General features: G+C 64.1%; 14 protein-coding genes. 5 read left to right on the top strand and 9 right to left on the bottom strand.

Going from position 1 to position 23,134, the window contains the following annotated elements:
- Positions 1–35 precede the first annotated feature (35 nt).
- The 4 genes from ACFPPA_RS17000 to ACFPPA_RS17015 form a co-directional block, all read right to left on the bottom strand.
- Positions 36–542, bottom strand: a complete 507-nt coding sequence (locus ACFPPA_RS17000) for a hypothetical protein (RefSeq protein WP_377322069.1) — start codon at positions 540–542, stop codon at positions 36–38.
- A 248-nt stretch (positions 543–790) separates the two neighbouring features.
- Positions 791–3,934 (bottom strand): efflux RND transporter permease subunit, encoded by a 3,144-nt coding sequence (locus tag ACFPPA_RS17005; RefSeq protein ID WP_377322071.1) that lies wholly within the window; start codon positions 3,932–3,934, stop codon positions 791–793.
- A gap of 133 nt (positions 3,935–4,067) precedes the next feature.
- Complete coding sequence (locus tag ACFPPA_RS17010) at positions 4,068–7,304, bottom strand: efflux RND transporter permease subunit (RefSeq protein WP_377322073.1); 3,237 nt, start codon at positions 7,302–7,304, stop codon at positions 4,068–4,070.
- A gap of 204 nt (positions 7,305–7,508) precedes the next feature.
- Positions 7,509–8,747 carry an efflux RND transporter periplasmic adaptor subunit gene (locus ACFPPA_RS17015; protein WP_377322074.1) on the bottom strand — a complete coding sequence of 413 codons (1,239 nt, stop codon included), beginning with the start codon at positions 8,745–8,747 and terminating at the stop codon, positions 7,509–7,511.
- Positions 8,748–9,258: 511 nt separating this feature from the next.
- Here ACFPPA_RS17015 and ACFPPA_RS17020 point away from each other — a divergent pair.
- Positions 9,259–9,780, top strand: a complete 522-nt coding sequence (locus ACFPPA_RS17020; RefSeq protein WP_377322244.1) for a c-type cytochrome — start codon at positions 9,259–9,261, stop codon at positions 9,778–9,780.
- Positions 9,781–9,894: 114 nt separating this feature from the next.
- Here ACFPPA_RS17020 and ACFPPA_RS17025 read toward each other — a convergent pair whose 3' ends face one another.
- Positions 9,895–10,488, bottom strand: coding sequence for an acyl carrier protein phosphodiesterase (locus ACFPPA_RS17025; protein ID WP_377322076.1), 594 nt, complete (start codon positions 10,486–10,488; stop codon positions 9,895–9,897).
- Between the two features lie 60 nt (positions 10,489–10,548).
- Between ACFPPA_RS17025 and ACFPPA_RS17030 the strand changes: the two genes are divergently transcribed.
- Together ACFPPA_RS17030 and zapE are read left to right on the top strand one after the other, a co-directional pair.
- Complete coding sequence (locus ACFPPA_RS17030; protein WP_377322078.1) at positions 10,549–11,256, top strand: alpha/beta hydrolase; 708 nt, start codon at positions 10,549–10,551, stop codon at positions 11,254–11,256.
- Positions 11,257–11,334: 78 nt separating this feature from the next.
- Positions 11,335–12,450, top strand: coding sequence for a cell division protein ZapE (gene zapE / locus ACFPPA_RS17035; RefSeq protein ID WP_377322080.1), 1,116 nt, complete (start codon positions 11,335–11,337; stop codon positions 12,448–12,450).
- Positions 12,451–12,651: 201 nt separating this feature from the next.
- On the opposite strand, the gene ACFPPA_RS17040 is transcribed toward zapE, so the two are convergent.
- Together ACFPPA_RS17040 and ACFPPA_RS17045 are read right to left on the bottom strand one after the other, a co-directional pair.
- Positions 12,652–14,418, bottom strand: a complete 1,767-nt coding sequence (locus ACFPPA_RS17040; protein WP_377322082.1) for a UvrD-helicase domain-containing protein — start codon at positions 14,416–14,418, stop codon at positions 12,652–12,654.
- 2 nt (positions 14,419–14,420) lie between these two features.
- Positions 14,421–16,256, bottom strand: coding sequence for an ATP-dependent nuclease (locus ACFPPA_RS17045; RefSeq protein WP_377322084.1), 1,836 nt, complete (start codon positions 16,254–16,256; stop codon positions 14,421–14,423).
- Between the two features lie 520 nt (positions 16,257–16,776).
- Here ACFPPA_RS17045 and ACFPPA_RS17050 point away from each other — a divergent pair.
- Positions 16,777–17,256 (top strand): hypothetical protein, encoded by a 480-nt coding sequence (locus ACFPPA_RS17050; RefSeq protein WP_377322086.1) that lies wholly within the window; start codon positions 16,777–16,779, stop codon positions 17,254–17,256.
- Between the two features lie 2,687 nt (positions 17,257–19,943).
- On the top strand, positions 19,944–20,885 hold the full coding sequence (locus ACFPPA_RS17055) for a hypothetical protein (RefSeq protein ID WP_377322087.1): 942 nt from the start codon (positions 19,944–19,946) through the stop codon (positions 20,883–20,885).
- A gap of 165 nt (positions 20,886–21,050) precedes the next feature.
- Here ACFPPA_RS17055 and ACFPPA_RS17060 read toward each other — a convergent pair whose 3' ends face one another.
- Together ACFPPA_RS17060 and ACFPPA_RS17065 are read right to left on the bottom strand one after the other, a co-directional pair.
- Complete coding sequence (locus tag ACFPPA_RS17060) at positions 21,051–22,019, bottom strand: SOS response-associated peptidase family protein (protein WP_377322089.1); 969 nt, start codon at positions 22,017–22,019, stop codon at positions 21,051–21,053.
- 695 nt (positions 22,020–22,714) lie between these two features.
- Positions 22,715–23,104 carry a hypothetical protein gene (locus ACFPPA_RS17065; protein ID WP_377322091.1) on the bottom strand — a complete coding sequence of 130 codons (390 nt, stop codon included), beginning with the start codon at positions 23,102–23,104 and terminating at the stop codon, positions 22,715–22,717.
- Positions 23,105–23,134 lie beyond the last annotated feature (30 nt).

Here is a 23,134-nt window from a genome sequence, read left to right on the forward strand (position 1 = left end):
GCGTCCCGGCTGCCTCGGGCATCACCGCAACGAACTTACTTGATCGTGAAATCCTTGCTGGCCACTTCGTTGCCGTTCAACGTGATCTCGACCTTGTAATTGCCGGCCGCAAAACCGCTCGGCTTGCTGATCATGAAAGCCGTGGTCTGCGGACCCTTCGCGTCGAGCACCTTGCTGTCCTCGTGCACGACCGTACCGTCCTGGTAGCTCCATTTCGCCGCCAGCGTGGCGTTGCCGCTGCCGCCGGTCTCGACCGAGGCGTAGACGGTGTCCTTCGGTGCGAAGCTGGTGCCGCTGGCCAGGATGCGGTTGTTGGCATCGACGGTCGAGCCCAGTTCCAGTGCGTTGAAGCTGACCGGGGCCGTTTCGCCGCTCATCGCCATCGCGGCGGTCGCCGCCGGTGCGGGTGCCATCACCGTCGCGCTCGGTGGCGGCGAGGCCGGCGTCGTCGAGGTCGATTCTTCTTTCTTGCCACAGGCGCTGAGTGCCAGCACGGCAGCGAGCGAGGCGGCAAGTATCAGGGGTTGGCTAGTCGTCTTCATGAAGTTTTCTCCTGCTTCAGGTCTTGGCCGGAATCTGCAACCTCCGGCCGGGCTTGATCCGATCAGGACCGGTGAATGGATGGCGGAAACGCATACGACTCGCTGGCGGGATTTCCCAACGAACGCATCTCCGTCTCGTGGAGCAGTGATAGCCACCCCCCGGTTAACGCCTTGTGAGTGTCGTTCGGGACCATTCAGCTAGCGCCACGCTTCCCCGCGCGCGCCCTCCCGGCCATGAGGTCGCCGGGTCAGCCGGCGCCGCTCCCGAGCAGCAGGATCTTGCGCTGGCGCCGCCGCGCACTCCACGCCTTGCGTCGCTCGGCCAGGCACGAAAAGATCACGTACAGCGCGGGGGTGCTGAGCAGGGTCAGGCTCTGCGAGATCAGCAGGCCGCCGATCAGCGCGATGCCGAGCGGGCGACGCAGCTCGGAACCTTCGCCCAGGCCGATCGCGATCGGCAGGGCAGCCAGGATCGCCACCATCGTGGTCATCATGATCGGGCGGAAGCGCACGAGGCAGGCGTCGCGCACCGCCTCGAGCGGGCTCCGGCCGTGCTCGCGCTGGGCGACCAGGGCGAAGTCGATCATCATGATCGCGTTCTTCTTGACGATGCCGATCAGCAGCACCAGCGCGATCTGTGCCACCACCGACAGCTCGGTGCCGGTCAGCCACAACGCCAGCAGCGCGCCGACGCCGGCGGCCGGCAGGGTCGACAGGATCGTGACCGGATGGATCAGGTTCTCGTACAGCATGCCGAGCACGATGTAGACGGTGAGCACCGCCGCCAGCACCAGCCACAGCATGCCGCTCTGCGATTGCTGGAAGCGACGGAAATCGGCGCCCACGTTGAGCTTGATGTCGCCGGGCATGCGCATATTGCTGGCGGTGGACTGGATGACCTGCAGCGCCTGGCCCATGCTCACGCCGGGCGCCAGATTGAAGCTCAGGTCCATCGTGGTGTACTGGTTCTCGTGGGTGATCTCCGATGGCGCCAGGCCGGATTCCTGGCGGGTGAAGGCGGCGATCGGGATCATCGGACCCTTGCTCGACTTCACGTAGATGCGATTGAGCGCGTCCGGCGTGGCGGTCTGCGAGGGCAGCGCGTTGACCACCACCTTGTACTGGTTGATGTCCGAGTAGATCGTCGAGACCTGGCGCTGGCCGAAGGCGTCGTACAGCGCGCCGTCGACCGCGCCCACGGAGACGCCGAGCCGGGCCGCCTTGTCACGGTCGATCACGATGTTCTGGCGCAACCCGGCCTCGTCGATGTCGCTGCCGACGTCGCGCAGCATGGGGTTCTTCTTCAACTCGGTGACCAGCTTCGGCAACCAAAGCTGCAATATGGCGAGGTCGTTGCCCTGCAGCGAGATCTGGTATTGCGCGCCCTGGCTGGTACCGCCACCGCCGCCGCTGGGCAGGTCCTGCACCGGGCGCAGGCGCAGGTTGAGGTCGGGGTACTTGGCGGCCTTGGCGCTCAGCCGCGCCAGCACCGCGAAGGTGTCGTCCCGGCGGCCCTGGGCGCGGGTCTTCAGATCGATGTTGAACGCGCCGCTGGTGCCTTGCCGGCTGCTGCCCAGGCGCGAGCCCACGGTGGCCACGTCCGGATCGGCCAGCAGCATCGCGGTCAGCCGCTGCAGGCGCTGCTTGCTCTCGGCGAACGAGACCGTGGCGCTGGAACTGGCGCGGCCCCAGATCAGGCCGGTGTCCTGCTGCGGAAACAGGCCGGTCTTGACCACCGTGAACAGATAGAACGTGGCGACGATCAGTGCCAGCGGCGTCAACGCGAACAGCAGCGCATGGCGCAGCGAGAAATCCAGCGCGCGCCGATACACGCGCAGCATGCCGGCATGGAAACCGTCCAGTGCCACGGCGAGTTTCGACGGCGGTTTTTCCAGCCGCGGGCCGCGCCCGCGATGGCCGCTGAGGAAGCGCCCGCACAGCGCCGGGGTCAGGGTCAGCGACACCGCCGCCGAGACCACGATCGCCGCCACCAGGGTGACCGCGAACTCGTGCATGAACATGCCGGTGATGCCGCCGGCGAACAGCAGCGGGATGAATACCGCGATCAGCGAGGCGGTGATCGAGACGATGGTGAAACCGATTTCCCTGGCGCCGGCCAGGGTCGCCTGCATCCGCGTCATGCCGTCGTCGATGTGCCGGATGATGTTCTCGATCACCACGATCGCGTCGTCCACCACGAAGCCGATCGCGATCACCAGCGCCAGCAGGGTGAGGTTGTTCAGGGTGTAGCCGAGGATGTACATCACCACGAATGCGCCGGCCAGCGACAGCGGCACGGCCACCGCGGCGATCAGGGTCGGCGCGAGCCGGCGCAGGAACAGCGCCATGGTCAGGATCACCATCGCCAGCGAAATCAGCAGGGTGGCCTGCACCTCGTGCAGCGAGGCGCGGATGGTCGGCGTGCCGTCGAAGAACGGGGTCAGCTCGGTGCCCGGCTGCAGGAAGTCGCGCAGCTCCGGCAGCTGCGCCCTGACCCGGTCCACCGTGGCGATGATGTTGGCGTCGGCCTTCTTGTAGACGTACATCAGCACCGCCGGCTTGCCGCGGAACCAGGCCGCCTGGTACGCATCCTCGGTCCCGGGGTAGACGTGCGCCACGTCGGACAGCCGCACCGGCGTGCCGTTGTGGCCGGCGATCACCAGCTGGGCGAATTCCGCGGCCGTGTGCAGCGCGGTGGTGGCATCCACCGACATGCGGGTCCTGCCGTCGGTAAGGAAGCCTTCCGGCGAGGTCACGTTGGCCGCGGTCAGCGCGTTGCGCAGCTCGTCCGGCGAGATGCCCATGGCATTCAATGCACGCAGGTTCACGTCGACCCGGATCGCCGGGGTCGCCGCGCCGGCGATCTCCACCGAGGACACGCCCGGCAGCTGGCGCAGCCGTTGCGCCAGCAGCGAATCGGCCACGTTGTAGAGGTCGCCCGCCGACTGCGTGTCGGAGGTCAGCGCGAACGCGATGACCGGGTCGTCGTTCGGGTTCGCCTTCTGGTAGCTCGGCGCGCCGTTGAGGCCGCTGGGCAGATCCGGCACGGCGGCGTTGATCGCCGCCTGCACGTCGCGCGCGGAGGAGCTCAGGTCGGTGCCGGTGTCGAACAGCATGAAGACGAAGGTGCGGCCCTCGGAACTGTGCGAACGCATCATGCTGATGCCCGGCACCTGGCCCAGGTGGCGCTCCAGCGGAGCGGCGACGGTCGAGGCCATGGTGCCGGCATCGGCGCCGGCCTGGCTGGCCTGCACGAAGATCGCCGGGAACTGCATGTTCGGCAGCGCCGCCACGCCGAGCAGGAAGTAGCTGATCGCACCGGCTACCAGCAACCCGATCGCCAGCAACGAGGTGCCGATCGGGCGGCGGACGAACGGGCCGGAGATATTCATCGATCGGGGGGAACCGGAAGGCAGGCGGCGTGCCGCAGGGACTGGGGACGGATCATCCCACCCTCAACGCATCAGCGCCAAAACGGTTGATCCGCCCGCGCCGCCGGGCTCGGGCGCCACCCCGCCGGCGAGATCACGCCACGCTCTGGTTCGCCACCCGCAGGGCGCGCTGTTCGCGCCGCGCCGCCAGCCATTCGGAGAAACGCTCCATGTACAGATAGATCACCGGCGTGGTGTACAGCGTGACCAGCTGCGACAGCAGCAGGCCGCCGACGATCGACACGCCCAGCGGACGGCGCAGCTCGGAGCCGATGCCGCTGCCCAGCGCCAGCGGCAACGCACCCAGCATCGCCGCCGCCGTGGTCATCATGATCGGGCGGAAGCGCAGCAGGCAGGCACGGCGGATCGCGTCGCGCGCGCTCAGCCCGGTGCGCCGCGCCTCGATCGCGAAGTCGATCATCATGATCGCGTTCTTCTTCACGATGCCGATCAGCAGCACGATGCCGACGATGCCGTCCACCGACAGGCTCATGCCGCAGATGATCAGTGCCAGCAGCGCGCCGACACCGGCCGGCGGCAGGGTGGAGATGATCGTCAGCGGATGGATGTAGCTCTCGTACAGCACGCCCAGCACGATGTAGATCACCACGATCGCGGCCAGCAGCAGCAACACCTCGTCGCCCAGCGAGGAGGTGAACTCGGCCGCCTTGCCGACGAACTCGCCGCGCACCTGCGGCGGGAAATTCTGCTGCGCCTCGATCTGGTGGATCGCCGACACCGCATCGGACAGCGAATAGCCCGGCGCCACGTTGAACGACAGCGTCACCGCCGGCAGCTGCTGCTGGTGGCTGATCACCAGCGGCGCGCTGGTCAGCGTGGCACTGGCCAGCGAGGACAGCGGGATGGTGCCGCCGCCGCCCAGCGCGATGCCGATGTTGCCGGTGCTGCCGATGCCGGTCGGCGTGGCCGAGTTGCTCGACTGCACCTGGCCGAAGCTGGTCGCATTGCTGCCGGTCAGCGCGCCCGAGCCGTTGCCGCGCACGGTCAGCTTGTTCAGCAGGTCGTCGCTGGAACGGAACTCCGGCGCCACCTCCAGCACCACCCGGTACTGGTTCAGCTGGGTGAAGATGGTCGAGATCTGGCGCTGGCCGAACGCGTCGTACAGGGTGTCGTCGATGCTCTGCACCGGCACGCCCATGCGGCTGGCCTTCTCGCGATCGATGCTCAGCTTCAGCGCGTTGCCGCTGTCGGCGAGGTTGTTGTCGACATCGGCCAGCTCCGGCCGCTGGCGCATCGCCTGGGTCATCCGGTCGGCGTACCCGGCCAGCTCGGCCGAGTTCACCTCGGACATCGCGTACTGGTATTCGGTCGCCGAGACGGTGCTGTCCAGCGTCACGTCCTGCACCGGCTTCAGGTACAGCGCCACGCCCGGGATGCTCGCCACCGTGCGCTGCAGCCGCGGCAGCAGCTTGTCCAGGCCATCGCGGTCGCCGCGGTCCTTCAGCACGATGCTGAGCTGGCCCTGGTTGAGCGTGGGGTTGATCGTGCCGGCGCCGATGAAGGCCGCCACCCCGGCCACCGCGGGATCCGCGCGCAGCGCTTCGGCGACGGCGCGGGTGCGCTGCTCCATCTGCGGGAACGCGATGTTGTCGTCGGCCTGCACCACGCCGGTGATCAGGCCGGTGTCCTGCTCCGGCAGCAGGCCCTTGGGAATGGCGATGTACAGGAACACCGTCAGCACCACGGCCGCGCCGGCCACCAGCACGGTCAGGCGCTGGTGATCGAGCACCACGTCCAGCGTGCGCGCGTACAGATCGACCGTGCGCGACCACACCGTCCGCTTGCCGGCCGCGGCGTGGCGCTCGTGCGCGTCGTCGCCTTCGGGCAGCTGGTCGGGCCTGAGCAGGTAGGCGCACATCATCGGGGTCAGGGTCAGCGAGACCAGCATCGAGATGCTCACCGCGATCGTCAGCACCCAGGCGAATTCGTGGAACAGCCGGCCGGTGACGCCGGGCATCAGCAGCAGCGGCAGGAACACCGCCACCAGCGACACGGTCAGCGACAGCACGGTGAAGCCGATCTCCTTCGCGCCGATCTCGGCCGCCTCCTTGCCGTCCTTGCCCTGCTCGATGTAGCGCACGATGTTCTCGATCATCACGATCGCATCGTCGACCACGAAACCGGTGGCCACGGTCAGCGCCATCAGCGACAGGTTGTCCAGCGACATGCCGGTGAAGGACATCACCCCGAACGTGCCCAGCAGCGACAGCGGCACCGCCACCGACGGGATCACCGTGGCCCACAGCCGGCGCAGGAACACGAAGATCACGCCGACCACCAGGAACACGGTGAGGATCAGGGTGAACTCGACGTCGTGCACCGAGGCGCGGATCGTCACGGTGCGGTCCGCGAACACGTCCAGGTGCACGTCGGCCGGCAGCGCGCTGCGCAGCTCCGGCAGCACCCGGCGGATCTGCTCCACCGTCTGCACGATGTTGGCGCCCGGCTGGCGACGGATGTCCAGCAGCACCGCCGGCTTGCCGTTGGCCCATGCGGCGAGCTGGTCGTTCTCGACGCCGTCGACGACCCTGGCCACGTCGGCCAGCCGCACCGGCGCATTGTTCTTGTAGCTGATGATGGTGTTCTTGTACTCGCTGGCATCGGACAGCTGGTCGTTGGTGCCGATCGAGTAGCTCTGCGTCTTGCCGTTCAGCGTGCCCTTGGGCGCGTTGACGTTGGCCTGGGTCAGCGCCGAGCGCACGTCCTCCATGGTCAGGCCGAGGTTGGCCAGCTGCGCCGGGTTGACCTGCACGCGCACGGCCGGACGCACGTTGCCGGCGATCGAGACCAGGCCCACGCCCTGCACCTGCGACAGCTTCTGCGCCAGGATCGAGTCGGCCAGGTCGTTGACGTCGCGCAGCGGCCGGCTGTCCGACTGCAGCGCCAGGGTGAGGATCGGCGCATCCGCCGGATTGACCCGGTTGTACACCGGCGGGTACGGCAGGTTGCCCGGCAAGGTGCCCTTGGCCTGGTTGATCGCCGCCTGCACGTCCTGCGCCGCGATGTCGATGTCCCGGTCCATCGCGAACTGCAGCACGATGGTGGACAGCCCGGCCGAGGAGTCCGAGCTCATCATGTTCAGCCCGGAGATCTGCCCCAGGTTGCGTTCCAGCGGCGTGGTGACCAGGGTCGCCATGGTGGTGGCGCTGGCCCCCGGGTACTGGGTCGTCACCACCAGGCTGGGCGCCTCGATTTCCGGCAGCGCCGATACCGGCAGCTGGCGGAAACCCAGGATGCCGAGCAGCAGCACGGCCACCATCAGCAGCGAGGTGGCGATCGGTCGGCGAATGAAGAGGGTCGAGAATCCCATGGCTACCTGTACACCTTCGATTGGATCGGGCTTGATTGGATCGGCCTTGATTGAATCGGCCCCGATTGAATCAGCCCGGTGAAATCGGTCCTGATGGAATCGGCCTTCCGTGGATCGGCAGCGCCGTCGATGCGAGCACGGCGCGAGAGTCAGTTCATGACGGCGGCGCGATCCGTACCTGCATCCGCGCCGTCGCCCCGACGATCAACCGTGACCGTGGCGGCCACCGCCCTTCTGTCCGTCCTTCTTGGCTTTTTCCAGCTCCGCCGCGGTCGGCACCGCCGGCACTTCGCCGGGCTTGAGCGGCTTGACCTTGCTGCCCGGCTTGAGCCGGAACTGGCCTTCGGTCACCACGCTGTCGCCCACCTTGAGGCCGCTGCCGACCATCACGTGGCTGTCGCCCACTTCGCCGGCGACCACGATCGCCTGCATCTTGACCGTGTTGTCGCCCTGCACCTGATACACGTAGTCGCCGTCCGGGCCGCGCTGCACCGCCTGCGACGGAATCACCAGGCCGCCGTCGACGGTGTTCACCAGCAACTGCACGTTGACGAACTGGCCCGGCCACAGGGTGTTCTGGTCGTTGCTGAACTCGGACTTCAGACGGAACGTGCCGGTGGTGGTATCGATCTGGTTGTCGATCACCTTGAGCACGCCGCCGCTGGCGATCGGATGCGCATCGACCCGGTCCAGGGCGGTGACCTGCAGCGGCAGGCCGCCCTGCGCGGCGCGGCGCACCATGTCCAGATTCTGCTCCGGCAGAGTGAACATCACATTGATCGGGTGCAGCTGGGTCAGCGTGACGATCGAGGTCGAGGTGTTGACCACGTTGCCCGGGTCCACCGCGCGGATGCCGGCGAGGCCGTCGATCGGCGAGCGGATCTGGGTGTAGTCGAGCTGCACCCTGGCGTCGCGGATCGCCGCATCGTCGGCCGCCACGGCCGCCTGGTACTGGGCCACCGTGTTCTTCTGCGTGTCGAGGTTGACCTTGGCCACGTACTGGCTGTACTGCGGATCCTGCGAACGCCGATAGTTGCTGCGTGCAGTCGCCAGCAGCGACTCATCCTGGTTGCGCTTGCTCACCGCCTGGTCGTAGCTGGCCTGGAACGTGCGCGGGTCGATCTGCGCCAGCACCTGGCCCTTCTTCACCGGTCCGCCTTCGGTGAAGTTGATGCTCATCAACTGGCCGGCCACCTGCGGATTCACGGTCACGGTGTTGAGTGCCTGCACGGTGCCCAGCGCGGTCAGATACACCGGCACGTTCTGCTTGACCACCGGCACCACGGTGACCGGCACCGGCGGCGTGGCGTCCTTGCCGTCCTTGCCCTTGGCCGCGGTCTGCGACGAGGCCGTGCCGGCCGGCTTGTGCAACAGGCGAAAACCGACAAGCGCCAGCACGACCACTGCCACCACGATCAACGTGATCTTCCAAAAACGCGACATGTAGAACTCCTGGACTGAACGGTGCGGTCGACCGTCACTCGTAATGACGCAGCATGCGTCTTCGATATGTCTGGCGTTTGTCGGGGGCCTTACCGCCCATGGCTCTTCCGACAAGCGCCGCTGGAGGAAAGCATAGGGGCAGTTGAACGGATTTGAACAATGCCGGTTGACACGGGTGAGCCATGACCGATGGCAGGGTTTGCCGCCCGCGCGGGCGCGATCCGAGGGCCCGTGCGGGTTGCACCGGCGACAGCCGGCTGCATCCCGGGTCGCCCGGCCGACCTGAAACTTGCCGCGCGCTTCGTCTATAATCCGCGACTGGTTGCCTGCCCGGCCCACGGCGGCGTCGGACGACAAGCGGCAACCATGTCGTACACCGAAGGTACGGCACCCACATGCCGGGATGTATTTCGCCAGACCGGTACGACAGAACAGGCAATCAGGCGGGTCGGGGCAGCCATCGTGGCCGTCCGCCCCGCCCACCGACAGGAGTACGTGCGTGAGCGGTTCCATTACCAAATCCGATCAGAGCTTCCTGCGCCAGTTTTCCATGATGATTGGCGGCCTGGCAGTGCTGACGGTGGTGCTGATCCTCTCGGCACTGGCGATCTACTCGCACGAACCGAAGGAAACCAATCCGAACGAGCCGGCCAAAATCGCCGAACGGATTGCCCCCGCCGGCGCCGTGTACGCAGGCAACACCGGACGCGCCGCGATGCAGGCCGCGGCCGAGGCCGCCAGCAAGGCCGCAGCCTCGCAGGTCGCCTACGGCGGCACCACCGACGGCAAGGCGATCTACGATCACCTGTGCACCAGCTGCCACACCGCGGGCATCGCCGGCGCGCCCAAGCTGGGCAACAAGAGCATGTGGGGCCCGCGCATCGCCCAGGGCCTCGACGTCCTGGTCAAGCACGCCACCGAGGGTTATCACGGCCCGGACGGCTACTTCATGCCGCCCAAGGGTGGCAACCCGGCACTGACCGAGGCGCAGGTCAAGGCCGCGGTCAGCTGGATCGTCGGTCAGGCCAAGTAAGCCGCGCTTCGATCAAGTCAAACCAACGCCGCCTTCGGGCGGCGTTTCGTTTACCCCTTCTCCCCCGCGGGGAGAAGGTCGGGATGAGGGGCCGGTGCTCGCGCGACACCCCACTCACACCACCTGCACCTCAACCCAATCCCGCGCAAACTCCTGCAACTGCGGAAAGAACGCGTCGAAGTGCTGCCGCAGCGCAACCTCCCGCTGTACCAGCACCGGCAACGCCGAATCCAGTGGATTGGCCCGGCTCAAGCGCTGCCCGATCCCCGCCAGTGCCCGTCCCAGCATCGCGCGGTCGGCATAGCCGGCCGGCAGGTCGTGCGCCTCCATGTAGTCCCGAAAGCGCCGCAATGCCGGTGGCAGCAGCGCATCGTGTTGCCGCAGCAGGTCGCGCAGCTCGGACGAGCGGCGCTCCAGCGATCCGCCGCTCCAGCGGGGAAAGTCCCGCGCCAGGCAATGATCGAACCACATGTCCAGCAGGATCCCGGCATAACGCCGGTACGGCGAGGGCAGGCGCGCCTTGGCGGCCAGTACCTCGGGGTGGGCGTCGGTGTAGACGTCGATCGCGCGATGCAGGCGGATGCCGGTGATCACCCGCGACGGAAAGACCGCCGGGTCGGGTTGTCCATGCACGAAATCGCCCAGCATGCCGCCCAGCTGCAGCTCGTCGTCGTCGCCGGCCAGCAGCGCATGCGCCAGATGGTTCACCGGCACGGCCCCGGCGCGGGCCACAGGCGGCGAACGCGCCCGGCGGTTATCATCGTGCCCATGAATGTCACCGAGCTCCCCGCCGACCCTGCCGGCTTTCCGGATGTCGCCGCCAGTTTCATGCTCGACGGCCCCGCCGGCAAGCTTGAAACGATCAGCGAAGTCGCCGCCCCGGCCGGCGCCCGCCGCGGCGTGGCCGTGATCTGCCATCCGCTGACCGTCGAAGGCGGCAGCATGCACAACAAGGTGGTGACCATGGTCGAGCGCGCGCTGCGCGAATCCGGCCTGGACACCGTGCGCTTCAACTTTCGCGGGGCCGGCGCGTCCTTCGGCAGCTACGACAAGGGCCACGGCGAGCGCGACGATCTGGCTGCGGTGGTGGCCTGGGTCCGCCGCGTGCGGCCGCACGATGCGCTGTGGCTGGCCGGCTTTTCGTTCGGCAGCTATGTGAGCATCGCCCAGTCCGTGCCGCTGCACGCCGATGCGCTGATCAGCATCGCGCCGCCGGTCGGGCGCTGGGAGTTCGAGCCGATCGCGCTGCCGGCCTGCCACTGGCTCGTGGTGCAGGGCGAGGCGGACGAGGTGGTCGATCCGCAGGCGGTGTTCGACTGGGTCGACACGCTGGAGCCCAGGCCGGAGCTGGTGCGCATGCCCGATACCAGCCATTTCTTCCATCGCCGGCTGATGGATCTGCGCGGGGCGATCAAGCATGCGGTGCGCGGCTGGTTGCCCGCGCTGCGCGGCCAGCCCGGGGCAAGCAGCGAGTAGCGGGGCGCGGCATCCATCCCTGTCTCCCCGACCGTCGTCCGCGACGGCCTCGTGCCCCTCCCGCCCCGATCCGCGACCATGCCCGAAACCACGCTAGCCCCCTCTGCCCGTTACCACGAAGGCGTCGCCGCGCATCGCTGGGAGTCCGATCCGACCCAGCTGGCGCTGCTGCCGGAGCTGGACCGCATGCACGCGGCCCTGTGCTGCGAGCCCGCCGCCGAGAACGGCCTGTTCGGCCGCCTGAAGTCGCTGCTCGGCAGCGAACCGCCCGCGCCGGTCGCGGGCCTGTACCTGTGGGGCACGGTCGGGCGCGGCAAGACCTTCCTGATGGACCTGTTCGCCGCCAGCCTGCCGCACGGCGTCGCGTTGCGCCGGCACTTCCACCGCTTCATGGGCGAAGTGCACGAGAGCCTGCGCGAACTGGGCGATCGCCAGAGCCCGCTGGTCGAGGTCGCCGCCGGCCTCGCCGCACGCTGCCGGGTGCTCTGCCTGGACGAGTTCCTGGTCAACGACATCGGCGACGCGATGATCCTGGCCAACCTGCTGGAGGCCCTGTTCGCGCGTGGCGTGAGCCTGGTCACCACCTCCAACACCGCGCCGGCGAACCTGTACAAGGGCGGCCTGCAGCGGGCCCGCTTCCTGCCCGCGATCGCGCTGATCGAGCGGCGCTGCCACGTGGTCGAGATGGCCTCGTCGCACGACTGGCGGCTGCGCGCGCTGACCCAGGCGCCGGTCTACCTGACCCCGCCGGGAGCCGAGGCGCACCGCACGCTGGAGCGCACCTTCCTGCACCAGGCCCGCGGCCCGATCGAACACGACGGCACGCTGCGCATCAACGGCCGCGACATCCCGTTCCACAAGCGCGCCGACGACATCCTGTGGTTCGAGTTCGCCGCCCTGTGCGAAGGTCCCCGCGCCGTCGCCGACTACATCGCCCTGGCCCAGGCCGGCGCCACCGTGATCATCGCCAACGTGCCGCAGTTCACCGTCTACAGCGAAGACGCCGCGAAGCGCTTCGTGCAACTGGTCGACGAGTTCTACGACCACCACGTCAAACTGGTGCTGTCCGCCGCCGCCCCGATCACCGAGCTGTACGACGGCGAACGCCTGCGCGCCGAATTCGGCCGCACCGAATCCCGCCTGATCGAAATGCAAAGTGAGGACTACCTGGCGCTGGAGCATCGGGGGGAGTGAGGGGTGGTGGGTGCGACGGGCGCGAATGACGGCTGGGCAAATTGCTGAGGGCAGAAGTCGACCCTAATCCGTCCTTCAACACGCCCAAAGCGAACGTCCGCTTTAGGCTACAGGGGGAGCGGTGAGCGCCGGCATGCGACGTATCCTTTCGCTTACGTCGAATCTATTCAAGCCGGAGTTGAAGTAGCTCTGTGCTTTATTTTAGAGCTTGTGCCGCCCGATAATTGGGCAGCTTGGCCAGATTGGGCCGACCATTAGTGTGTGTGTCCTGGCACGGGTGATTGCAACGCGGAGTATCTTGCGGCTTCGGTGATACGGGGGCTCATCACCCCACCACACGAACGACGACACCATCTGCTCGCCGTTGTGCCGTCCTTCCCGGACGACGATGACACCATCGAACTGCTTGCCTTTCGACTTGTGGATCGTCATCACTTGCACACCGGGCGGGTCATCGACGCCGCCAAGAATCTGGTCTTGTGCGAGAGCCAGGTCGAGCACTTGACGTGCGCCCGTGTACTTCCCATCACGCGTCCAGACGGCTCCAAGTCCTCCGCTGATACGCTTGCCGCGATTGAAGGCAATCAGGTAATCCAGGTTCTTCGCCGCCTCCGTCAAGTGCGCGTCGCCGGCTGCGCGCAACGCGATCTTGACGCGAGTCCAGTCCTTCGCCGGATCGCCTGAGAAACTCTGGGTCCGCAGTCCGTCCAAAACACCCAGCACTGCCTGAACGAACTTCGCTTTCGGCACCTTGCCAGCCTGGACCGCCAACGCCCAGACTTGCCATTGCTTCGCGGCTGCCAGACCGTTAGCCCGTTTTGCCGTAGCAAGAAGATCAAGAGCTGTTGCAAGATCGAGCATCCGATCAAGCTCTCGCTTGGGTTCAAGCAGGAACGCCGCGAAACGCGCTGTCAACACGGCTTCGGCCTCATCGAATGACAGCTTGTGTCGAACTGGCTTCGGTGTCGCGTTCAGCGCCGCCGAAATCTTGGCCGCCGAATCCCCGGAATGGGTAAGGATGGCCACGTTCTTGCCGTACTTACCGGTTGACTTCCTGATGGCTCGCTGCAGCATGCCGATGGACATTCGCATGATGGCGCTCAGCGTCCTCAGCTTGGGGTTGTAGGCGAAGGCAGAGACGCCGACATATGGCGACCCGCGAACTTTGCCGAGCAGAACGTCCTGTCCGAAGATGGCGATCTCGGTACCGCTGCTGCGGTGGTTCTGCGCGCCGAGGTCGATCTCCAAAGGATTCAGCGACTTCTTAATGGCCACGATCCGCTCTGGACCAATGCCGGGAAGGTGGTCGAAAATCTGCTGTTCAAGGTCCGCCAGGCAGATCACCTGCGCAGCAGGTGCCAGCAACTCGATGCAGCGCCAGGCATGTTCGTTGGTGTCCTGCGCCTCGTCCACGATGATCAATGGGTGACGTTGAGTGATGAGGCGGCGGACGTGCGCGCTGCGTTCGAGCAGCTGCGCCGCGTTGGACGGGAAGAGGTCGAAGGCAATCAGCCCATCCTCCCGAAACAACCGATCGCGCTCCTGCAGCCAAGCTCGCCATTCCAGGTTCTCTTCCTTACGATCCTTCGTCTTGATCATCCCGTACTTGGCTTGCTCATCCTGCGGCAGCAAGATGCGCAACGACTTCGGTGCGCCGAGCAAGTAGGCGTGCGCCGACAGCAGCGTCCAGAAGAAGGAGTGGAAGGTCTGCATGCTCAGCATTCCGCGCTGCGCCTTCGGCACCTCGATCCTTGCGGCCTCGCCGACGCGAGCGACGGCAGCCTTGGAAAAACTCAAGAAGAGGACGGACTGACCGGGGGCCAGCCCATCGCTGATGCACACGACTGCCTTTTTCAAGGCAATCGTAGTCTTGCCACTTCCCGGGCCACCGATGACGAGGGCGTGCCCCTTGCAGTCAAGGAGCTGCTGGCGAAGGTCGCAGACCTCCATCGGCGTCTCTTCGCTCAAGCTCAGGCAGCCGGCAGCACGGCGCCGACTTCTGCGGCGGGCTTCGCGGGCATCACCGCCATCGCGACTTCAACAGGAATGTCGGCCGGCTTCGGGAAGGCCGCGTACACCTGTTTCAAAAATCCCGTCACCGTCGGTGGCAGCTCGGCTACCGTGCTGCCTTCAAAGAGTCTTGCAGCCCAACCGGCGCCCTTGCTGCCGTCCAGTGCCGACCGAGCCAACTTCTTCAGGTCCGCATCGACAGGACGCATAGCGGGAATCGTGAAGTTGCCGTTGTCACCAGTCATCCGAAGATCGTCGAGGAAAGCCCACAAACGATCGAGCGACATCTCGCTCACTATCAGCGCCTCGAAGCCTGTGTGCGCATGCTCGCAATCCACGTCGAATGCATCGGTAAACAGCTTCTTCTTCTCCGGTGGGCGAGGCATCGAGTCATAGAACGAGAACGTCTTCAGACCAAGCGCCTTGAAGAAGGTGCCGAACTTCGGCATCGACCCCTCGCTCTCCGCGTCGAAGAACGCGGCGCCAGCGATGTCGAGCGGCTGCAGCGACGCGTCGCTCTCTTCCAGCTTTCTGGCCGCCACCGGCAACGCGTGAAACTCCGTCAGGCCCTCAACGACGATGGCGCCCTTGCCCAACATGCATTCTGTTAAGCCGCGCCGCGCAAACCGCTTAAAGTCATTGCCTTTGAGGCCGCCCGCATCGGACACCTTCATGGCAGTGACGCTGGAGTCGGGTCCGCGCGACAAGAGTAGGGTTTGTTCCGGCTCGAAGCGCTCGATGACATACGGTGAGTGCGAAGTCGCAAATGCCTGCGTCGTGTTGTGGAGCAGGTAGTCCGCGATACGGCGCTGCGTATGGGGCGGCACCGCAATCTCGGGCTCCTCCATCGCGAAAATGACCGACGCCGGCTTCAGCTCTGCGATGAACGACAGAAGAGCAAGCACCAGGACATTCAGGGTGCCGGTGCCCACCTGCTGGAATGGCACCGGCGTCTGCTCCTTGGACATCGACAGGAAGAACGCCATGGTCTTGCGGAGATGCTCACGCGTCAGCTGGGACACGTGCAACTTGGTCGTCCTGCCATCCACGTCTGACGCAATGTAGCGTCCGAGGCGCGCTTCGATCGACTTCAGGACGGGCTGCAGGTGAGTAGCATCCTTCTCGATATCCAGGTTGCGCAGGCGTTCGATTGCCTTCTCCCAGAGGCCTGCGCGTGAGCCTCTGAGTCGAAGGATGACATCGAGCAGCGAGCCTCGCTCCAAGCTCAAGGCGCGGGAGCCTGTCCGAACCGCACGCAAATACAGGAAACCGAACAGGCGCTTGACTTCCTTGCTGACCTTGTCCAGCTCGCCGGGCTCGCCGTTCGGACTGTGCGAATAGCAGGTCTTCGCCTCGAACTCGTCCTCTTCCGGGTTGTAGACAGCCTCGGTCTCCAGGCGCAGGCAACTCACGACCAAGGGAGGGTTTGCGGCGTCGGCCTCACCTTCGTTGAGGGTCCGCCTCTCAGTCGAGTGCCAGAACTCAAGGTGCTGACCGCATCGGTTCTCGACTTCGGGGCTGATGTCGACGAGCACGACCTCGATCTTGATCGGCACGGGCGTAGGCTCTTCGCCCTCGATCGCCGCGGGAGCCAGGTAGTGCGCGTTGTGGAAGTCGAACTCCTCGACTGGCGGGAACTTCGATATGCGATCTGGCCCCAGCACCAAATCAAGCGCTTCGCAGATCGTGCTCTTGCCAACGTTGTTCGGGCCGACGATTAGGGCGTGCCCGTTGAAGTGCAGCTCGGCGCTCTTGATGCTCCGAAAGTTCGTGATCTTCAGTCGTACGACTTTCATTCTTGTTCGTCCTTGTCTGATTCTCGGTACACATCGGGGCATGTCCGCGGAGTGTGTGCTGCCGCAGAAGATCATTCTGTGCAGCGATTGAGCTCACGCCGGCGGGCGATCGATTGAGTAGTTGATGTTAGCCCCTGTTTTGCATTCTCGACGAGCGAGGACGGCGAACTAGGCTTCTGGCATGACAGACTCAGAAGCGGACGGTCGGATCCTTCACAGCGACCGTCGGCTCCTGGCCGATGACGGACCCAAAAATCAGGGTTTAGAGTGCACTTTCATTGAGGCCGGGTCCTTCGGAGGTCGCCCCCAGCCGGTTTCGATCCCGGCTCGCCTCCTGTCAGTCAACCTCTACGCCACGCCCTCCCTTCGCCGACAGCCACATGCTGCCGTCTCTGGCATCGTTCCAGTGCCCCTCACGCCCGGCTGTCCGCCGGACGAGAGGGCGCTACCTGTCGCCTGGACGCGCAACGGAGCTTGTGCGGGACGCAGGCGATCTCATCAAACCGATACGGAGATCGTGATGTCACAGAACCTGATTTCGCTGGCCTTGACGGCCGACCAGTTGACCGCCATCGAGGGTGCGTTGGTGACGCTGGAGCAGAACATGAGCGGGCTGATCGCACTGCAGCCGGCGCAGCGCCGCACACTGATCAAGATGGGCGACAAGTCCGAGGTGTTCTGCCGGCAGACGCTGAAGCTGCTGCAGCAGAACCCGCAAGTGGTGCCGCCCAGCCTCAGCGTGGACGAGGCGCAGGCGGATCTGGCCGCGTACGACCAGATCGGCACGTTCCTGTTGCGGCTGGCCCGGCTCAGCGAGCGCGCCCAGGACACCTCGACCGCGCTGGGCAGCGACCTGATGAGTTTCGCGCTGGAGGGTTACGGGCTGCTGCGGGTCAGCGGCAAGAACCAGGGCCTGGAAGACCTCCGTCGCGAACTCGGCGCCCGCTTCGCCCGCGGCGCCGCCCACACCACGCCCGAAGCGCCCCCCGTCACCGCCTGACGACCGCAGGCCACACCTGAGCGGCCGACCCCACGGCCCGGTGCCTGAGCCAAACAGCCTCATGCACCGGGCTTTTTTGTGCGCGCCCCGCCGCCGGAGCCCGGCGCGCGACCCAGCGAACCGCAACACCCGAGCTCGCCGCTCGACCCGCCGTCCGACGAACCCGACCCGCCACCCGTTTCGCTCGGCCGCCCGGGCTTTTTGCTCGACCCGCCACCCTTTTTGCTCGACCCGCCACCCTTTTTGCTCGGCCACCCGAGCTTTTTGCTCGACCCGCCGACCTTTTTGCTCGACCCCCCGAGCTTTTTGCTCGACCCGCCGAGCAGGTGAGCCTCACGCGCCGAGCTTTTTGCTCGACGCGCCGAGCAATTTTCTCGGCCGCCGAGGCTATTTTCCTCACGCCCCGAGCAAATGGCTCGGCCACCCGAGGTTTTTGCTCGACCCGCCGAGCAGATGAGCCCCACGCGCCGAGCTTTTTGCTCGGCCCGCCGAGTAATTTTCTCGGCTGTCGAGGCTATTTTCCCCACGCCCCGAGTCCGCCCGCCCACCCGCCGGGAAAATTGCTCGGCGGGCGAGGCTATTTGGCCGGGCACTGGAGCTCGGAGCACAGATCAGCGTCTGACGTACTCCCGGGACAGGGAAACATCGACCCCGGATGCCCCCCGTGAACCAACGCGCTGGTAGAGCACCGGCTTCAACCCAAGCAAGCAAGGTGCGCTGCGGCGTCCGATCCGATGGAACACCGTTTTGGACATGGCCACTCTCCAAGCGGATGGAGACCATCAACCGTGCCTAGACCACATCATAGAAAAGCGGGTAGCCGATAACAGCTCTTGCGCGCTCGATGACGCGCGGGCAGTCTCGGCGGGCAGAGATCGACCCCATAGCAGACATGAGCAACAAGGAATCCGTTGAGTAGGAAACCTAGGTAATGGATCAAGCCACCCGAACCTCTTGGAAGACGTTGCCACCGCCTGATAAGCGGGAGCCCCTTATGGTGCCAGAGATATTTACTGATGCCACAGGTGATCGGATGAGAGGTGGTCATGTCCCAACGGATATGGACGATAGGTGGTTTATCTATTTCGAAGGTGGCTGGCTGCACTTCCATCGTAGTTGGACGGGAGCACACATCTTCGCCTTGCTATTGGACGGCTGCCCTGCGGGTGTTCGGATCATCGACGGTTGGGCTAATCGGAATCCTGCACAATATCGACCCCAGGGCATCGAGCAGGACCGGCAGATGGTTGTGAGGCTCATTCACAGTTACTTCGGTCAATAGTCGACAGGTCCGCTTGCGACCCATAGCGGACGATTCGAGAGCCGTATGCAGTGTTAGTACGGGTGTGAATTCGATCCGCCGCGGAATTTCGAGTAAGTGCTGGCGGAAAAGGCCGATGCCGTCTCCTTCCAATCCTGCTTTGGCACCATGAATTCATGAGGTTTCAGTGATTGCCGCCCTGGCCATGTGCTTCAGTGATTAGCAGGAGCAGCTTGCGTCCAGCATAGCGCTGAATCGACCTATTTCCGACCGGCCTCGTGCCAAGCTACTGATGCTGCTAGTCTAAATCCGCCAACCGGACTCGGCAGAGGGGAAGCGGATGATCAGGCAAGGCAGCATCAGAGGATTGGGTACTCACGTGAGGGCGCATCGCGCGGGTTCACGTCTTGTGGCCGCATCACGTATAACTGGGGCAATGGTTGCTCGGCTGGTGGAGGCCGGCTTTGCTGAACCTATAGATGAAGGTCAATCTGTATTGCCTTCGTCTCACTTGGGTCGAACCGCAGCCTTCAATGCAGAAGGACGTGACGAAGTCCATCGAGACGAGCCGATGGAAACTGTCTACAGGCATGTTGAATGGACTCATGATCAGTGGAACGGTCCTTACACGGAAACGGTGACTGAAGTCATTGAGCGACCATATAAACGGTACCCGCGGACTTTCATCCAGCCGCCGTCAGTCGAATTGACGACGCGCATGTCGGCCACTGGTCAGTTGTTTGTGTGTGGGCCAGGGCGCACGCTTGGGCGACACGACGACGCCCTTGTGCACGATGTAAATCTCGTCTTGGATGTGTGTCAGGAGTGCGAAATACTGTCCGACGATCTAGTATCGCCCATCAATGGCAACCTTAGACGGCTTAACTGGAGTGTTCTTCCCCAGGGTCATTATCCGTGGGACGTTCTTCAATCACACATGAGACCAGTGATTGATCGTTTAGCTGATCAGGCAAGACCGGTGATCGAACACCGATTGAAAACCGTCTCCCAATATCCGCACCGATTCGTCGCAATTGGAAATGCAGGTTTCTCTGGGTACGTAATATTTGGCTATCCTCAGCTAGGTATCTTTGTGCTTGAGTGCACGCATGAGGGAAATGCCACATACGTTTTTGGACAGGATTGGGAAGAGCTATCTCAAATGACCAAAGCGGAAATTCTTCGTGGCGACCTCCAGTTGCATCGTCTTATCCATGTGCAAGGATGGCGTCACCAACTCGCCAGCGTTATGCGCCAGCATGGTTACCGATCAGCTTAGTCCTGGCGTCATGCAGCAGCCCAGCGAAAGGAAGCCTCAGCCCTTCTGGCTGGAACGCTTTCGGCCCCGGGATTTACGCAAATAACATGTCCGCTTCCGACCCATTTCATATGGTTTGCACAGTTGATTCGTTGGGACAAGTTGTCAATGGAAAAATCCAATTCGATGGCATCAAATCCGAAGGACCGAGCCTTCTCATTTTCGCGCAAACGCGGCGTCGTGTGGGTTTGCGATCTCGTCGGGTCGTCGCGCTATCTCAACGATGATGACTCGGCGCAAGAATTGGAGGAGTTCCTACCCCGTCTCTACCGTACATCCGCCATCATGGTCGAGGCAGCTGGCGGCGTATTCGTAAAGTGGACTGGCGATGGCTTCTTGGCATGGTTCGAGACGCCGCTTCATAGGGACGTGGGGCGGATCGGTTCTAAAGTATTTGAGGCAGCGTTTTATCTTACCGTCTTAGTTAACCTGACGCAGTTGGGGGCCGCGCCTAAGAAGAAATTCAGGCTAAGGCACGGCGTAACCTATGAGAAAGATGCTCTCGTAACACTAATTGAACAGGAAAACGGAGTGCAATCAATCGACCTTATAGGTCGGGATGTAGTGCTTGCATTTCGCCTCTCGGGAATCCAGTGCGACTTTCCTTGCATTGTGACGCAGGGTGATCTTGCGGAAGCTCATAAAAGCTATCGGCCATCGCATATAAAGTTCAGTCGGTGGAAGCCGAGTCCAGAAGACCGCCTGAAATTCTTCAAGGGCGAATCACGTGGAACGTCTTCCATCTTCGTGTCAGGAGGCAGAAAGAAGCGAAACATTTCTGCTGGCACAGCGTTAAAAGAGGCGAGACAAGCTATAGCCGCAGCCGAAGGTAAGCGCGAACCAAAATATTCTTTTGAAGATGTATGGGAGAGATTTGACCCAGTTTTTCTCAGTGGTCCACCATGGTGTAGTGAGGTAATGGCAGAGTTTCTCCGCTTTACCATGGAGGATCTGTTGCTGCCGCTGAAGCAAATTGTCGCTCGCATTGAGCAATCTGAAATTAGCGATAAATCGATTCCGAAGAAGGAAGCTGAGACTAGTAAGATTTAATTCAAGCAGGTACCTTTTTCACCTAGGATGAATTTGCGTGTTGGATTCCAGTTCTTGGCCGATCTGGGTCATTTCAGACATGCCAAACGTGGCAATCAGATCCATCTTCCTGGACCGTGGCACCAGTTACTACACGGCACACCTGGCCGCATCGTTTTCGCCAGATCACGCCGCCAGCCGATGCTCGTAATACGGCCGCGCGCGGTCGTCCAGGATCGCGTACAACGCGGCGAGATTGCCGGGATCCGGACTGAGCCACGCATCGACGTGCTCCGGCTTGATCGGAATGATGCATCGGTCATGACCCGCGGCTGCAACCTCAGGGGGTGGTTCGTCGGTGATCGCCGCGAAAGAGAACAGGTCCGCGCCGCCATTGTCTCCCTTGGAGATGTTCCAGAGACACGCCACCAGCATCTCCTGTGGTGGCTGAGGATCGAATTCGAGTATGACGTTCTCCTCCTTCTCCCCGGCGGCCAGCTCTCTTCCCTCCATCTTGTGGCGGGAGACGTTCTCGTAGAACCGGGTCACGATCATGATGGCGTGACGGTGGCCGAACAGCTTGCCCCACGACTCCTCCAGCTTGTCGCGGCGCGCGTTGTAGGTGCCGGGATATTTCCTCTCGGTCACTTCATTCCAGCCCGGCAGGCGACATTGATAGCGCATGGGCACCACGATCCGCTTACCTTCCTTCTCGATCATGACCGGGGCATAGCTTCCCGGAAATATGCGCGAGTCCCGATCCACCAGCTCCACACGTTGCAGGTCGTCGAGATTGCGTTGGGCGGCCTTGATCTTGTTCGTGGCGATGCGCTGATCGTCAGCGGCCTTTTTGGTCGGCCTGGAACCTGCCAGCACCGCCTCGGCCTTTTCCAGTCGCGCGGTTTGCGTGCTCAGCTCGGACTTATACCGCTCTGCCTGCTCGCGATCGGCTTCCGCTACCAGCTTGGCCAGTTCGAAACCATCTTCGTCTTCCGGCTTGCGGAAGGCCTCGCGCATGGCCTTGGGGATCTTTGTCCACTGACCGTCCTTGCGCTTCTCCCAGAACAGCTCGACGAAGCGCTTGATGCTGATAATCGCGCCCCATTCGCGTACGAAGTGGCGGTAGTCAGCCTTGACCTGAGCTGAGTAGCACATGGCGGCACCATTGGCTGGTCAGAGTGCTGAACTTACACCGAGCAAGGATGAACGGTAGCCGTTGCAGGTTTGATAACGCCCGTGCCCGCTGCGGCGGGCAAATGTAACGTTCGGAAACTTTGCTTGCAGGACGCCTCCGTGTCGCCCGTTTTCTAAGTCGGTAACGTTGCATGTTGATCGCCCGTTTCTAGCCTAACTCAGACACCCGCAACCTTGGAAAGTCCCGCTCGTAGCGGGACTTTTTGCTCTTGGCTCCTAGGCTCTCGTCGCCGCGCAGCGGTGGCGCACCGAGTGCGCGCCACGATGGCGCGCTGCTCTACCCGGGGCCCCTGTGCGGCGGTGAGGTGGGGACGATAGGCCCGCAGGGGAGTCGACAGGGATGTCGGCTCCTTTTCGCCCGGACAGGAGTCCGGTCGAAAAGCCCGGCCCCGCCTCACGGACTTGCCGGGCATGGATGCCCGGCAAGCGCCAAGTGGGGTGTCGTTTTCTCTTGGTTACTTCTCTTTTGGACAAGCAAAAGAGAAGTAACTCGGGCCGCGCAGCGGGTCGAAACGCTCTTGCTTTCTGGCTCTGCAAGACGCCGGAAACCACGGAGCTACCGCCATGCCAAGCCCAGCGACGAAAGGTCACCGCGCCAGCGAACAGGCTTCGCGTGCCGGTAGCCATGCCCGCAGGATGTGCCCCTCAGCCGGCCGTCAGGCGACGGCGGATGCCGATTCCGTCGAACGCGGCGCACTCGACCCGGCGCTTCTCCGGGACCCAGTCTCCGAGCCCCGCCTCGGCAAAGGCAAGTGACGCGCAGCGGCATAAGCCTGCGAAAAACGACCCAGGAAACTGCCTTCGGGCGCCACCGGTCGGGCTGGCGTGCCGTCCTCCACCACGGCGGCGACGGGCGGGCGCGTGCCGGCGGCAGCTTGGCGGGTGGTCGCCGTGTCGAGCGCCCGTGTCTCTGCCGCAAGCTGCGCACAGGCGTTTTCCACCTTGATGGTCAGCGCCCTCTGGCACTGGGCATGCCGCAGCAGGAAGCGGATCGCCGACTCCTGCGGCGAGTGTGTGGCGGTGATCGGTTCGATGACTTCTTCCATGGCGACTTCCCGATAGCGAGCCACCCGGTG

Origin of the sequence: Rhodanobacter ginsengisoli (genome assembly GCF_042657065.1) — a bacterium.
Lineage (GTDB): Bacteria > Pseudomonadota > Gammaproteobacteria > Xanthomonadales > Rhodanobacteraceae > Rhodanobacter > Rhodanobacter ginsengisoli.

Coding starts and splice junctions, on each gene's coding strand:
- ACFPPA_RS17000 (WP_377322069.1), bottom strand. CDS start 542: ATGAAGACGACTAGCCAACCCCTGATACTTGCCGCCTCGCTCGCTGCC.
- ACFPPA_RS17005 (WP_377322071.1), bottom strand. CDS start 3,934: ATGAATATCTCCGGCCCGTTCGTCCGCCGCCCGATCGGCACCTCGTTG.
- ACFPPA_RS17010 (WP_377322073.1), bottom strand. CDS start 7,304: ATGGGATTCTCGACCCTCTTCATTCGCCGACCGATCGCCACCTCGCTG.
- ACFPPA_RS17015 (WP_377322074.1), bottom strand. CDS start 8,747: ATGTCGCGTTTTTGGAAGATCACGTTGATCGTGGTGGCAGTGGTCGTG.
- ACFPPA_RS17030 (WP_377322078.1), top strand. CDS start 10,549: ATGAATGTCACCGAGCTCCCCGCCGACCCTGCCGGCTTTCCGGATGTC.
- zapE (WP_377322080.1), top strand. CDS start 11,335: ATGCCCGAAACCACGCTAGCCCCCTCTGCCCGTTACCACGAAGGCGTC.
- ACFPPA_RS17045 (WP_377322084.1), bottom strand. CDS start 16,256: ATGAAAGTCGTACGACTGAAGATCACGAACTTTCGGAGCATCAAGAGC.
- ACFPPA_RS17050 (WP_377322086.1), top strand. CDS start 16,777: ATGTCACAGAACCTGATTTCGCTGGCCTTGACGGCCGACCAGTTGACC.
- ACFPPA_RS17055 (WP_377322087.1), top strand. CDS start 19,944: ATGGAAAAATCCAATTCGATGGCATCAAATCCGAAGGACCGAGCCTTC.
- ACFPPA_RS17060 (WP_377322089.1), bottom strand. CDS start 22,019: ATGTGCTACTCAGCTCAGGTCAAGGCTGACTACCGCCACTTCGTACGC.
- ACFPPA_RS17065 (WP_377322091.1), bottom strand. CDS start 23,104: ATGGAAGAAGTCATCGAACCGATCACCGCCACACACTCGCCGCAGGAG.